Origin of the sequence: Colwellia sp. MB3u-4 (assembly GCF_014077065.1) — a bacterium.
Lineage (GTDB): Bacteria > Pseudomonadota > Gammaproteobacteria > Enterobacterales > Alteromonadaceae > Cognaticolwellia.
The window spans coordinates 1-14,370 of sequence record NZ_JACGVE010000045.1 but is presented as its reverse complement, the minus strand read 5'-3'; the positions used below and the strand labels follow the sequence as shown (position 1 = coordinate 14,370).

General features: G+C 39.3%; 10 protein-coding genes. 5 read left to right on the top strand and 5 right to left on the bottom strand.

Annotation, left to right across the window (positions count from 1 at the left end; translation table 11 throughout):
- Window positions 1-125 precede the first annotated feature (125 nt).
- Window positions 126-644: a disulfide bond formation protein DsbB gene (gene dsbB / locus H4J61_RS01330; protein ID WP_182182987.1), complete on the top strand. Its 519-nt coding sequence runs from the start codon at window positions 126-128 to the stop codon at window positions 642-644.
- Window positions 645-715: 71 nt separating this feature from the next.
- Here the strand turns inward: dsbB and H4J61_RS01325 are convergent, their stop codons facing one another.
- The 3 genes from H4J61_RS01325 to H4J61_RS01315 form a co-directional block, all read right to left on the bottom strand.
- The gene (locus tag H4J61_RS01325; protein ID WP_182182984.1) at window positions 716-2,092 is read right to left on the bottom strand and encodes an SLC13 family permease; all 1,377 of its coding nucleotides are present in this window, start codon (window positions 2,090-2,092) and stop codon (window positions 716-718) included.
- A gap of 125 nt (window positions 2,093-2,217) precedes the next feature.
- On the bottom strand, window positions 2,218-3,237 hold the full coding sequence (gene nagZ / locus H4J61_RS01320) for a beta-N-acetylhexosaminidase (protein WP_182182981.1): 1,020 nt from the start codon (window positions 3,235-3,237) through the stop codon (window positions 2,218-2,220).
- Between the two features lie 156 nt (window positions 3,238-3,393).
- The gene (locus H4J61_RS01315) at window positions 3,394-4,023 is read right to left on the bottom strand and encodes a TetR/AcrR family transcriptional regulator (protein ID WP_182182978.1); all 630 of its coding nucleotides are present in this window, start codon (window positions 4,021-4,023) and stop codon (window positions 3,394-3,396) included.
- A gap of 634 nt (window positions 4,024-4,657) precedes the next feature.
- On the opposite strand from H4J61_RS01315, the gene H4J61_RS01310 reads away from it, so the two are divergent.
- On the top strand, window positions 4,658-6,502 hold the full coding sequence (locus H4J61_RS01310; protein ID WP_182182976.1) for a M2 family metallopeptidase: 1,845 nt from the start codon (window positions 4,658-4,660) through the stop codon (window positions 6,500-6,502).
- A gap of 119 nt (window positions 6,503-6,621) precedes the next feature.
- Here the strand turns inward: H4J61_RS01310 and H4J61_RS01305 are convergent, their stop codons facing one another.
- Entirely contained in the window at window positions 6,622-7,842 is a 1,221-nt protein-coding gene (locus H4J61_RS01305; RefSeq protein WP_182182974.1) for an Nramp family divalent metal transporter, read from the bottom strand.
- Window positions 7,843-8,027: 185 nt separating this feature from the next.
- On the opposite strand from H4J61_RS01305, the gene H4J61_RS01300 reads away from it, so the two are divergent.
- Entirely contained in the window at window positions 8,028-8,492 is a 465-nt protein-coding gene (locus H4J61_RS01300; protein ID WP_182135159.1) for a MarR family winged helix-turn-helix transcriptional regulator, read from the top strand.
- A 71-nt stretch (window positions 8,493-8,563) separates the two neighbouring features.
- Here H4J61_RS01300 and H4J61_RS01295 read toward each other — a convergent pair whose 3' ends face one another.
- Complete coding sequence (locus tag H4J61_RS01295) at window positions 8,564-10,513, bottom strand: choline BCCT transporter BetT (protein WP_182182971.1); 1,950 nt, start codon at window positions 10,511-10,513, stop codon at window positions 8,564-8,566.
- 276 nt (window positions 10,514-10,789) lie between these two features.
- Here H4J61_RS01295 and H4J61_RS01290 point away from each other — a divergent pair, with 276 nt between their 5' ends.
- The gene (locus H4J61_RS01290) at window positions 10,790-13,435 is read left to right on the top strand and encodes a TonB-dependent receptor (RefSeq protein ID WP_182182969.1); all 2,646 of its coding nucleotides are present in this window, start codon (window positions 10,790-10,792) and stop codon (window positions 13,433-13,435) included.
- Between the two features lie 147 nt (window positions 13,436-13,582).
- Window positions 13,583-14,370 (top strand): tetratricopeptide repeat protein (locus tag H4J61_RS01285; RefSeq protein ID WP_404852051.1); only part of this gene is annotated, 788 nt, incomplete at its 3' end.

The window sequence follows — 14,370 nt, the reverse complement described above, 5'->3', positions numbered from 1 at the left end:
AGTTTTGTTCAAGTTATAAGCTGATATAAAATTTAACAAAAGCGCCCTTGTGGCGCTTTTTTATTATTGTTATTGTTAGCATATCTAGCAATATTACTTAAATAATTAATCATGGGCGATATGTCGTGAATTTCTTAAGCCAATTATCTTTAAATCAACGAGCTTGGCAATTGCTCGCTGTTAGTGCCTTATGTTTTGAATTAATCGCACTCTACTTTCAATATGTGATGGGGCTTGAACCCTGCATTATGTGCATTTATCAGCGCACCGCCATCTGGGGGATATTTTTAGCCGGTGTCGTTGGGGCTTTAGGTTGTCAATTTGTATTAATACGTATTGCCGCTTATGGTTTATGGGCTACTGGGGCTATTTGGGGCTTCATCATTGCTTTAGAACATGTCGACATGCAATCATCAACTATGTCGTTTTTATTTAGTTGTGAGTTTATACCAAACTTCCCAACTTGGGCGCCACTACATCAATGGTTACCGGCCTTGTTTGAAGCGACAGGCGACTGCGGTGATATTAACTGGCAATTCTTAGGCTTTACCATGCCACAAGTCATGCTAGTTATATTTGGTGTTTATAGTGCTGCGTTTGCTATTATTTTATTAGCACGTTTGCAAAAAGAGAAAATGTTTTAACCGTTTTTTATCAAACTCGCGTTATAACCCAAGGTCATAACGCGAGTATTTAAATTTGACGTTAAAGGCAGTTAGAGCAATAACAAGTAACAAGTAATACCCACTAAGCAAGAAATAATAAAACTGAGCACTGCCCCTTCTTTTACCATCTCTTTAATTTGTATTTCACCGGTTCCATAAGCGATGGCATTAGGCGCTGTTGCCACAGGTAGCATAAACGCACAACTGGCACATATCGCAGCAGGTATCATTAACACTTTAGGATCATAACCGGAGGCAATAGCCGCCGCCGCTAAAATGGGCATCAGTAATGTGGCTGTTGCTGTGTTACTAGTTATTTCTGTTAGATAAGTCACCACCAAACAAATAGTAACAATCATGATAATTGCCGGTAAGTTAGCAAATGACGCTAACCACTCACCCAATAAATCACTTAAACCTGAAGCGACAAAACCTTTAGCTAAGGCAATACCGCCAGCAAATAGCAATAACATACCCCAGGGAATAGTTTTAGCGCTGTCCCAATCGAGTAAGCGTGAGCCTTTACCGTTAGGCACAATAAACATCAACACCACAGCAAATAAAGCGACAGTGCTATCACCTGCTATCTCAATATCTAAGGCTCCACTCCAACCACCAAAAGGTTCTTTACGTGTGATCCATGCTAATGCAGTTAAACCAAAAACCCACAAGGTGCGTGTTTCTTCCGCGCGCCATGGCCCTAATACCGGTAAGTGTACCGCTTGTTCAAGTTTGACATTTCTGGTAAGCCAAAAGGCCATAATTGGAATAGCAAGTACCACGATAGGTACGCCAATTTTCATCCATTCTAAAAAGCCAAATTCAATGCCGGTTTGTTCTTCATAAATGCCCATAAAGATCACATTAGGCGGCGTTCCAATCGGGGTCGCAACACCACCCACACTTGCTGCATAGGCAATACCAAGAATCAGCGCTACTTTAAGATTTTGATTATCAATATGTTTTAGAATGGCCAAGGCAATAGGTAACATAATTAAGGTTGTGGCGGTGTTGGATATCCACATACTTAACAATGCACTCGCTAACATAAAGCCAAAGACCATACGCCTGCCGCTATTAACGCCCACCAAGCGCACCATGTAAACCGCTAACCGTTCATGTGCGCCACTTTTTTCAATGGCTTTTGACAGCATAAAAGCGCCCATTAAGAGCAAAATTACGTGGCTACCTAAGGCGGATGCGACCACTTTATGATCGACAATGCCAAATAGGGGCAGCAAGGCAAAAGGCACTAATGACGTGGCAGGTATAGGCAGTGCTTCTGTCACCCACCAAATAACCGTTAATAGCGTAATAGCCGCAGCGATAGAGGCTTTACTGTCCAGGCCAATAGCTTGCAAGGTAAAATGAAATATTACTGCTAAAACAGGGGCTAACGGAATGAATAGCTGTTTAGTGAGTTTCATAAATTTATCCAATATTTTTATTATTATATTTTTATTTTGATATGTTGTTAATATTCTTTATTATTTAAGTTTATTATTGAAGTTTATTGCTTTGTAATTTGAACAGCTTCGATCTCAGCTAAAAATCAACGATATTGGTTAAGGTATTGGCTCGCTTGTTGCCAGACTACATTTTCTTTAAGCCTTGACCAATTAGTGTTTTTATCTGGCGTTTTCAGCAGCTTATTAAGCCTTTCACTACCGACTAACGATGTAGAAATATTAGCATTATCAAGCACCTCTACACAGCCATCACGGTTGTTGCATAATAAAAGCATGTCGCAACCGGCTGCTTGTGCTGCCTCAGCGCGTTCAATGTAACCACCAATACTTGCCGCGCCTTGCATGGATAAATCATCACTAAAAATCACGCCATTAAAACCGAGTTGTTCACGTAAAATGTTTTGTAGCCAATAGCGAGAAAAACCTACTGCTTGGCTGTCAACATCGGGGAAAATAATATGTGCAGGCATCAAGGCATCCACTTTTCCTTTGCTGATAAGTTGCTTAAATGGCATTAAGTCTTGTTGAAAAATCTCAGTGCTTGTACGTGAATCAATGGGTAAATCAATATGAGAGTCAGCTTTAACACTACCATGACCCGGAAAATGCTTACCGGTTGCTTTCATACCCACTAGATGTAAGCCACTAATAAATGCCTCAGCTAATTCAGTGACGTAATCGGGTTGTTGATGAAAGGCTCTATCACCAATAACGTCGCTAATGTTATTAATATCTAATACGGGCGCAAAACTGATATCTATACCGACCGCTTGCACTTCCAATGCCATCAGGATCGCACTTTGTTTAGCGAGTTCTTTTGCTAAGGCGAGGTTTTGTTCTGACATTCGCCATAACTTACCCATAGCCGGGATTAAAGAAAAACCCTCTCGAAAGCGTTGTACACGACCACCCTCATGATCAACCGCTAATAACATAGGCTTTTTAGCTGCCATGCGGATTTGCTGACTTAAGTCAGCCATTTGTTTTGGTGATTGATAATTTCGAGTAAAAAAGATTAATCCACCGATCAGTGGATGTTGAAGTATTTCTTTATCTTCTTGAGACAATGATGTGCCTTGCACATCAAACATAACTGGACCCATAACAACACTTTACAATATTAAGATACGGCTACTTTACCTAATTAGCATGCATAAACAAAGATGCTGACGCTATTAAATAATAAGCCTGCTAAGGACCCTGTAACAAAATCTGTGTAATGTTTATCTTATATTTTAGCTAACTCAGCTGAGCACAACTTAACGTTTCAAGGGCATAGGTGCGCCAACACCGGCCGCAACATAGGGAATAACATTACGGATAACATCTGAAATTTGCAGATCTCGGTCGAAATCACTTTTAGCAATATCAATCAAAGCATCACTTGAAGACATGGTAAAAACCACTGTGCCCATGGTAAAATGTAAACGCCAAAACATCTCTTCAGCACTTAGTTCTGGATAGGATTTTTGTACCGCTAAAACAAAATTATCAATAACACCTGGGTATTGAGTGGTTAAAAACCAGCGTAAAAAACCTTGGCTGTCAGTATAACCTCGGCCTAAAAGCTGCAAGAAATTACTGGTACCATTGTCTTTAAACTTGTTTAAGGATAATAGCGGATCGATAAAAGCAGAAAACACGTCAGTTAGGTTAGGTGATTCTATTTCACAGACTTGTCTTAAAGCACTTTCTAAACGCGGAGATAACTCATTCATGTAACGAGACATAACCGCTTTAATTAGTTCTTTCTTCGAGCCAAAATGATAATTAACCGCAGCTAAGTTCACATCGGCTTGACCGGTTATTTCACGTAGAGAGGTACCATTAAAACCCTTATTTGCAAACAAACTTTCTGCTGCATCTAATATTTTATTCTTCGTGCTCATAGGTAAATAACGCCGTAGTTCTAGTGTGATCAACAAATTAATACAAGTAGTTTAAACAAGCGTTTAAACTAACGCAACTAGGATTAAATGCAGAACTAAAAAAAGTCTAAACAAATACCCAAAAAAGTCAATTAATGGCCACTAGATTAAAAATGCGTACCCATTTAACTTTCTCTACAGCAATATTAATACCTTGAAGTTATCTCAATTGATATTTTCTTGGTGCTTGGTGCTTGGTGCTTGGTAAATAATGTACTTCGACTTACTCTCCGTATAATATTTTAACCTTAAAATGATATTACTGAGTTGTTTTGCAATTATTCCTCTCATTCATTACAAACTATTACAGAAAAAACACAGTTAAAAACACCTAATGTAGCTATAATTTTTTGGCATTTCCTGAAGCAATTTTTGAAAAGCAAATTTCATACTTTCCCTAGTATATTTTATATGATGGCCCAGCACCCCTTTCGCTGGGCTTTTTTTTGTCCAAAATTTATCAATTCCCCCCGAATGTCCTTAACAAAATCAAGACTATTGCCAAGATGATAATCTCAATCTACACTAGCCATGACCCTAGATTAAGTTGATTAAGGCGCAAATCAAGCGCTAACAAAAACAATAATGGATATTTATGCAATCGACATTTAAATTAACCACAGCAGCTATCTTGGTAGCAGCAAGCCTTAGTGCTTGTAATGGTGATAACACAGTAAAAAATGCAGCTAAAGCGGCCACTGTAGTAAGTAAAGCATTAACCGCTCAAGAGGCAGAAAAATTCTTAGCCACTACCGAAAAAGAGCTGGTGCAACTTAACCTTGAAGGCAGTCGTGCGGCTTGGATCAATGCAAACTTTATTACGCAAGACACTTCAGCACTTGCCGCAGCAGCAGATCAAAAGTCGACAGAAGCTGGGGTTCGATTTGCCATGCAAGCCGCTAAATTTGACGCTGTAGAAGTCAGTGCAGATCAACGCCGTAAACTCAATATATTAAAGCAGAGTTTAGTGATGCCAGCACCACAAGATCCAGCTAAATCGGCTGAGTTAGCAAAAATTGGCGCTGAATTAAATAGTTTATATGGTAAAGGCAATTACACCACTAAATCGGGCGAAACCTTAAGTTTAGGCGAGATGACCGCTACTATGGCAACCTCTCGTAACTACGATGAATTATTAGAAATGTGGCAAGGTTGGCGCACCATTAGTCCAGCGATGAAGCCTTTATATATTCGCCAAGCAGAATTGGGTAACGAAGGCGCACAAGGACTAGGTTATGCCGATTTGGGCGCAATGTGGCGTTCTAATTATGATATGCCTGCTGATGATTTTGCTAAAGAGCTTGACCGTTTATGGGGGCAAATTAAACCCTTATACGATGATCTACATTGTTATGTGCGCAGTGAATTAGGCAAAACGTACGGCGAAGATAAAGTGCCACAAGACCAACCTATTCCAGCGCATTTATTAGGTAATATGTGGGCACAATCGTGGGGCAATATTTATGACTTAGTGGCACCTGAAAATGCTGATCCTGGTTATAATGTTACCAAACAACTTGCCAGCCATAATTACGACGAAATTAAAATGGTAAAAGGCGCTGAAAGCTTTTTTACTTCGCTTGGCTTTGAAGCCTTACCAGAAACATTTTGGCAACGTTCATTATTTACTAAGCCCGCCGATCGAGATGTGGCATGTCATGCCTCAGCATGGGACTTAGATGCCAAAGATGATATTCGCATTAAAATGTGTATCCAAAAAACCGGTGAAGACTTCTCAGTTATTCATCACGAATTAGGTCATAACTTTTATCAACGTGCTTACCAAAACCAGCCCGTTTATTATCAAAATAGTGCTAACGACGGTTTCCATGAAGCTATTGGTGACACCATTGCCCTGTCAGTAACGCCTAAATACTTAAAAGAGATTGGCTTAATTGATACCATTCCTGATGAATCAAAAGACATTGGTTTATTAATGAAAATGGCATTAAATAAAATTGCCTTTATTCCCTTTGGTTTAATGGTTGATCAATGGCGTTGGAAAGTTTATTCCGGTGAAGTTACCCCTGAAAACTATAATAGCGCTTGGTGGGAATTACGTGAAAAATACCAAGGTGTAACCGCCCCAATTGATCGTAACATCGATGCTTTTGACCCGGGTGCCAAATACCATGTACCGGCTGGCGTACCTTATTCTCGTTATTTCTTAGCACATATTCAGCAATTTGAATTTCATCGTGCCTTATGTGACATTTCAGGTAATACGGACCCTATTCATCGTTGTTCTATTTATAATAACAAAGATGCCGGTGCCGCGTTAAATACCGTCCTTGAAATGGGCTCAAGTCAGCCATGGCAAGCCGCGTATAAAGTATTGACTGGCAATGAACAGATGGATGCAACCGCCATTCTTGATTATTTTGCCCCCTTGCATACTTGGTTAAAAGATAAAAACCAAGGTAAACAATGTGGTTTTTAATCATTAGTTAACACTAAAAAGCCCTTAAATCAGCTGATTTAAGGGCTTTTTATTTATTGCAAACGATTAATATTGTTCTAGATAAGCTGCATTTTTATATCGTTATCAATACTCAGTGCTTACAGCAAACCAAACGCTGACATTAAGCTACGCCCACTCAAGAGCAAGGTAATCAAAATAACGCCGGCCGCGGCAATGTTCTGCCATAAATTATTGCGGTACTCACCTAGCACTTTTGTATTCATAATCCATAAGAGAAAAATGCTGATCAAAGGTAGCAGAATGCCATTGGCTACTTGTGCAAACCAAATAACAGCAACAGGTTTAAAACCTGCGCTGCTGACAACAACACCAATAATTAAAATAATCATCCAGGTTAATCTAAAGCCAAAAGCGTTAAGGTTTTTGTCTAAATTTAAAATACCACTTAACGCAAAGGCCGCAGCTAAAGGGGCGGTGATCGCAGATGATATGCCAGCACAAAATAAGCCAAGGCCAAGAAATAAACTTGCAGAGTCACCAAATAGCGGCTGTAGCGCAGGTGCTATGTCGGCAGCACTTTGCAAACTGAGTTGCTGACCAAAAAAGGCCGAAGCCGCGGTTGAAAGTACCGCTACTGAGATTAAAGCCCCAAGCGGAATAGATAGCAGTAAATCTTTCCTTGCTGTTGATATATCATCAACTGACTGCCATTTTTTACTCGCCGTTGAAGCATGTAAAAATAAATTATAGGGCACAACTGTAGTGCCAATGAGAGCAATAACCGTGAGTGTTGCACCTGTGGGTAATTCAAAGGTGACAAAACTATTCATTAACTCGTACCATTGTGGTTTGCTTAAAAAAAATGTCACTATAAATGCAATACTCATTAAGCCAACTAACACCACTAAAGCTCGCTCAATGACTTTGTAACTTCCGGTAATAAGTAAGACAAAAGCAAGCGAACCAATCATGATTGGAAAAATAATAGCTCCAAAAGCCACTTTAAAACCTAACTGTTCTGCAACACCTACTAAGCCTAAACTTGCGCCTGAAATATTACCACTTTGATAAGCGCCATTACCGACCACAATAGCGCTCACCACCAGCATAACAACACAAGCCTTAGCAAACGGCTGCTTAATCGCCTGTCGTATATTTTCGCCTAAGCCTTGTTGACTAACGATACCCAACCTTGCCGCCATTTCTTGCAAAATTAACGTCGCAAACATAGCAAATAGCAATGCCCAAACAAGTGATACACCATAATTTGCGCCAGCCATTGACGCGGTAATTATTGTCCCTGGACCAATAAACGCTGCTGTAACAAGAAACGCAGGTCCTATTTTTGGAAATTTCATATTGACATACTCTGTTATTTTTATATTGAGAGATCGTGACTTTTCAGCCATCATACCTATACGTTATTTGAAAAACCCAAGTGATTTTAGTTAAATAATGTTTATTTCAATAATTTCTCTAGTCGGTCGTTATAATTTTGATTAGACTACGGAATTTTAAAGTTAGGAGTTAGGAGTCTACTGTTATGGAAAAACACCAGGAATTATTAATTTCCTTAAGAAAAGTTATACGCGCCATTGATTTACATTCAAAACATCTTAATAAAACGTCCGGCTTAACCAGCCCACAATTATTAATTATGTTAGAGATCGATAAAGAATACAGTATCAATTCAAGCCAAGTTGCCAAAAAAGTTAATTTAAGTCCCGCAACGGTGACCAATATTATTGATCGGTTAGAAAATAAAAACCTTATTTCAAGAGTGCGTTATACACAAGACAAACGTAAAGTCGGCCTGTATTTAACTGATGATGGAAAAGCGCTTTTGCTTAAGGCACCGCAAGCATTGCAAGAACATTTTATTGAAAAATTTTCTAATTTAGAGCAATGGGAACAATCGCAACTGCTGTCTTCAATGGAGCGTTTATCAAATATGATGGATGCTGACAAAATAGATGCTGCACCGCTATTAGAATTACAGAGCCTATAACAATTTTGTTATAGGCTCTGATTATATGTAACGAGCGCCAGTAATATCGATAAAACTGACGCCGTTAGTGGTTAACGTAACAAATGCAAAAAGTGCAAATGTTTATGGTATTGATCAATAATATTATTGATCACTGCCGCCTTCGACCACCCCATAATGTCATAATCTTGTCCACCTTCACCTAAATGAACTTCTGCTCGATAATAATTGTGCTCATCATCATCGGCTTCATTAGCAAAGTCTGGTTGTGAATGCTTTCGAGCAAGCACCCGATAAACAAACTGCTGTTCTTCACCATGTTCAACCAATAAACTTAGGCCATTTTCATCCGAAACAACCACATTGATTTGGTTTTTCTTTAGTTCATCAGCAACGGATTTAAACGCAGGTACAACTGTCTTACTAATAAATTTATTAACATTGCCCTTGTTTGGGTAATCAACAATATTATTTAACCGCACCTGCCAGCTATCATCACGACCATTGTTTGAATGAGGTACCGCTGTTATAAGCTGGCTGTCTTGTTTAAAAGCTTCCACTCTCAATGCTTTAATCAAGCCAGCAATAGCAAGCAGTAGTACGATAGCAAAAGGCAAGGCACTGGCAATAGTCATCGTCTGCAGAGCACCAAGTCCACCCGCTAACAATAAAATCCCTGCGACCATGCCGATACCTACCGCCCAATAAACTCGTTGCCACAAGGGTGTGTTATTACTGCCATGCGAACAGAGCATATCCACTACCATCGCACCAGAATCACAAGAGGTGACAAAAAATATCACTATCATCAAGACACTAAAGAAAGACAACAATGTAGATAATGGGAAGTTTTCTAGAAAAATAAATAATGCCACTGATGAGTCTTTACTGACCATCTCTCCTAATTCAACCACCCCTTGGTTATGCACCAAATCAATGGCACTGTTACCAAAAATAGTCATCCAAAACAAAGTAAATACGGTGGGTATTAACATGACACCAACTATGAATTCTCTAATCGTGCGACCACGAGAGATTCTAGCAATGAACAAGCCAACAAAAGGTGCCCAAGCAAGCCACCACCCCCAATAGAATATCGTCCAACCACCTATCCAAGTGGTCTTTTTATAAGCGAATAAATTAAAGGTGTTATGTACTATATCAGCTAAATAATCACCAATATTTTGTAAGTAAGCCTGTAATAAAAACACCGTTGGACCGAGCACAAAAACCAACGTTAACAAGATAACCGCTAATACCATGTTGGTTTCAGAAAGTATTTTAATCCCCTTATCTAAACCGGTCGCAACAGAGATAATGGCAAGTCCAATAATACCAATCATTATAATGATTTGATTGGTCGTAGAAACCTCAATACCGAACAGATAACCAAAACCTGCATTTACCTGCGACGCGCCTAAACCTAACGAGGTGGCAACACCAAAAACCGTACTGACCACAGCAAAAACATCAACTAAATGCCCTGGCCATTGATAAATTCGTTCACCAATCAAGGGGTACAATGCAGAACGTAGCGTTAGGGGTAAATTATGGCGATAACTAAAATAAGCTAATACCAAGGCCACAATGGCGTAGATAGCCCAAGCATGTAGTCCCCAATGGAAAAATGTCATTTTCATTGCTTCTTGAACCGCAGCAACCGTGCCTTGTTCTGCCGTAGGTGGCGACAAATAGTGCATCAATGGCTCTGCCACACCAAAGAACATTAAGCCAATGCCCATTCCAGCGGCAAACAACATAGAAAGCCAAGTCAGCATAGAATAATCGGGGGTCGCATGATCAGGCCCTAAACGAATATCCCCGTAACGTGAGAATCCTAGAAAAATAACAAAAAAGAAGATAAAAGCGACGGTGAGTACATAGAACCAACTGCCGTTGTCAACAATGCTTGTTTGAATAAGCGTAAACAAGCTCTGTGCCTGTTCAGGTAGTGCTACTGTATAAAGTAAAAGCGCAATAATGATAGATGATGCACTAACGAATACTGTCTTATTTAATTGACTCTTGGCGGATAAAGACAAAGCCTTCCCCTAAATTTAATTTGTGTTGATATTATATCTTGTTAATCAAGGTGTAAATAGTCACTTGTGTGAACAATTAACCGTGCAACGAGATTTCACTAAAAAAGAGCACTCTATTATATTTTTGAATAAATTCCTATATTTTGTTAAGATACTCCAAAAGCCAAATATAGTTAGAACTCTAATGGTATTTATATTTAGAGTTCTAAGTGTATTTGTAGTTAGAGTTCTAAACGTATTAGGCTCTTCACAATAAAATACCAAGGGAAAATCAATATGAAATTCACTAAACTACACTGCGCTGTGTTAACCGCACTAGCAGCGTCAGGCACTTTGTACGCTGAAGAAACAAAAAAAAGAGCGTCAATAGAGACTATTGAAGTTACAGCGACTAAACGCGTTGAATCAATTCAAGAAGTGCCTGTAACTGTTACCGCCTTAACCGGTGATAGCCTAGAAAAACTTGGCGTTTCTAATTTTGACCAATACGTAGAGTTTTTACCGAACGTAGTTTTTCAGGGTACAGGTCCTGGCCAAAATGAAATATATATTCGTGGCGCAGCAACTACGCAAACTAATATCTCAGTTTCATCAGTTCAAGCACTACAACCTTCTGTTGCTTTCTATTTAGACGAGCAACCGGTATCAATGCAAGGGCGTAACTTAGATATTTATGCTACTGATGTTGAGCGTATCGAAGTTTTGCCTGGGCCACAAGGCACACTTTTTGGTGCTAGCTCTCAATCAGGTACCGTACGCTTAATCACCAACAAGCCAACCCATGATGGTTTTGCTGCAGGTTTTGATACCAGCACAAGTACCACCAAAGGCGGCGACATGAGTAACTCTGTTGAAGCGTATTTTAATATGTCTTTATCTGACTCGTTGGCTGTACGTGTTGCTGCTTACAACGACTACCAAGGTGGTTGGATAGATAATGTACTCAATGTTCCGGGTGAAGGTGGTTATACAGGTAGTGCAGAAGTTATTAGTCGAATTTCTGGTGGTGTATTAACTAATCCTGAAAATATTTCTGTTACCGCACCACAAAATGCTGCTCTAGTAGAAGAAAACTTTAACACGGCAAGTTATGCTGGTGCTCGCTTTGGTTTATCTTATTTAATCAATAATGACTGGGACCTTTTAGTTCAACATACTCAACAGTCACTTGATACAGAAGGTGTGTTTTCTTATGATCCAAACCTTAAAGGTGAAACATCAACAAGTCGTTTTATGCCAGAAAACAACAATGATGATTTTGGTTTAACGACTTGGACATTAGAAGGCCGACTTGAGCAACTTACCGTGGTTTATACCGGTGGTTATCTCAACAGAGATATCAATTCAACGATTGATTACACTGGCTATACTAACGGTGGTTCATTTTCTGCTTATTATGTTTGTAACTATTCAGGTGTTCCTGAAGCAGAACAAGAATGTCTTGACCCGACTAAGTATTATAAAGAAGAAACTAGCACCTCTCGTACTACGCACGAATTGCGTATGAATACCTCAGCTGAAAATCGCTGGCGTGTAACCGCAGGTGTATTTTACGACACTCAAGAGTTATCAACTGTTGGTCAATTCAAAATAGCTAATACCGAGAAGTTTCCTAATTTGGCAAGAACACTTGTAGGAAATGAAGGCGTTAATAGTAGTGAAGGCCCTTTCCCTTCAGAAGTAAGTTTTGTTAATGATGTTACTCATACCATAGATCAAATCGCCGTATTTGGTCAGTTTGAGTACGATATTACCGACGCAGTCACCGCAAGTTTTGGTGCCCGTTGGTATCAAATTGATGACATTTATAAAGGCTCTACAACAACCGCCGATGTCAGTGGTCGTTTACGTGCCTTTGGTGACGGAAGTGAAGCAGCATTAACTGAGTTTTTTGGTGCTGACGAAGCAGCAGCAATTCAATCAGCTATTGCTAGTGGCCAACTAGAAACTGACTTACTTGATAGTGACGGCACGTTAACCGTTGATGATACGATTATCAAAACTTCAGTTGATTGGCAAGTTAATGACGATGTGATGGTATTTGCATCATACTCAGAAGGTTTTAGACCGCCGGTTACTAACCGAGTGGGTGGTGGTTCAGCTAAAAGTCAAGAAGGCGCCTTTGATGGTTTCCGCATACCAGTGTATTCAACAACTGATAGCTTAGATAACGTAGAATTAGGTTTTAAATCAACATTGTTTGATCAAAACTTACGCTTCAACGCTACTGCCTATTATTCAAAAATATCTAATCTGCAAACATCACGATATGACCCTACCAATATCAGCTTCTTAGTATTTACTGATAATGTTGGTGATGCTGAAATTAAAGGTATTGATGGTGACTTTAGTTGGGTTGCAACAGATAACTTAATTATCTCTGGTGCTTTTAGTTTGATAAATGCCGAGCTAACGTCAGTTAATGCCCAGCTTAATGGTATTGCGCCACCAGAAGGCAGTAGATTACCTTATTCAGCTGAATTTTCAGGTAATTTACAAGCCCAGTATTTCTATCCAATTGGTCAAGGTATGACAGGTTATGTTAACGGTTCAATTAGTTATACCGGAGAGAGACTTGCCGGTATGGTGATGGATGCGTACATGGTAGAAGACTCTACTAATTTAATCTATGGCACAGGTTCAGGTTTGAGCATTGAAAAAGAAGCTGATGTTTATACCGGCGTTAATTATCAAGACAGTAATGGCGATACCCTTGCCGGTGGTCGTTATATACAGGATAGTTATGTGGTAGCAAATTTAAGCTTTGGTGTAACTAACGACGAATGGAAAGCTGAGCTTTTCATCGACAACTTAACTGATAAAAGTGCAATATTATATATTGATACTCAACAGTATACGCCAAAAGTAGTTTCTAACCGACCTCGCACTATTGGTTTTAGATTCTCTTACGACTTTTATTAAGTCTAGATTGATGATTAAAAGCTAGTTAAGTCAACACTAAAGTGATAAATAAAGCCGTTTGATATTTGTATCAAACGGCTTTTTATTGATAAAATAATCGTGTTTTAACCTAAAAATAATACGCTAACCTACCCTGGAGCTAAGTCATTGGACACAAGATCTCACTCTGCTAATGAAGACCAATTAAAATCAATTCAACAATTGATCCAAACAACAAAATTCAATGACGCCATTACACAAAGTAAACAACTACAAAAACAAACCACAGACCAAGAGCACCAAATTGAATTATGGTATTTAATTGCCGTTGCCCAACGCTATGCAAAAACTATCCCTGCGGCATTAAGCAGTATTAATGCATTACTTAAACTGGATGAAACACATAGCCGCGCTAATCAAGAACAAGGCTTTATCTATTTAGCCTTAGATGAACCCGCACTGGCTAAAATTTCATTTGAAAAGGCGGTAAAACTTAACCCGAGTTTAGTCGCTAGTTGGCAAGCATTAATTCACCTGTACCGAGATGAAAAGCAACAAGACAAGGTGCAAAAAGCCGCCAATCAGTTAGAGAAACTAAAAAAATTACCTCCGGCCTTACTCGCGGTAACTGAATTAATGCACGAAGGGAAATTATTAAAAGCGGAACAAATTTGTCGACATTTTTTGCAAGATAATCAACGCCACATCGATGGCATGTGTCTGCTTGCTGAAATAGGGTTAGAGCTAAAAATTTATGACGATGCTGAATTTTTACTGGCCAGTGCCCTTGAGTTAGCGCCCAATCATATACCTGCGCGCTCTCAGTACCTGAATTTACTTATTCGTTTAGGTAAATACAAAATGGCAGAACAGCAAGTTGAAAAGTTACTCGCTATACAACCTGACAACCTGAGCTTTAAAGTCGCTAAAGCGAGTGCCTTAACAGGTTTAGGTAA

Bases quoted from the DNA above. Each gene is read 5' to 3' on its own strand.
- H4J61_RS01325 (WP_182182984.1), bottom strand. From the start codon at position 2,092: ATGAAACTCACTAAACAGCTATTCATTCCGTTAGCCCCTGTTTTAGCA.
- nagZ (WP_182182981.1), bottom strand. From the start codon at position 3,237: ATGGGTCCAGTTATGTTTGATGTGCAAGGCACATCATTGTCTCAAGAA.
- H4J61_RS01315 (WP_182182978.1), bottom strand. From the start codon at position 4,023: ATGAGCACGAAGAATAAAATATTAGATGCAGCAGAAAGTTTGTTTGCA.
- H4J61_RS01310 (WP_182182976.1), top strand. From the start codon at position 4,658: ATGCAATCGACATTTAAATTAACCACAGCAGCTATCTTGGTAGCAGCA.
- H4J61_RS01305 (WP_182182974.1), bottom strand. From the start codon at position 7,842: ATGAAATTTCCAAAAATAGGACCTGCGTTTCTTGTTACAGCAGCGTTT.
- H4J61_RS01300 (WP_182135159.1), top strand. From the start codon at position 8,028: ATGGAAAAACACCAGGAATTATTAATTTCCTTAAGAAAAGTTATACGC.
- H4J61_RS01290 (WP_182182969.1), top strand. From the start codon at position 10,790: ATGAAATTCACTAAACTACACTGCGCTGTGTTAACCGCACTAGCAGCG.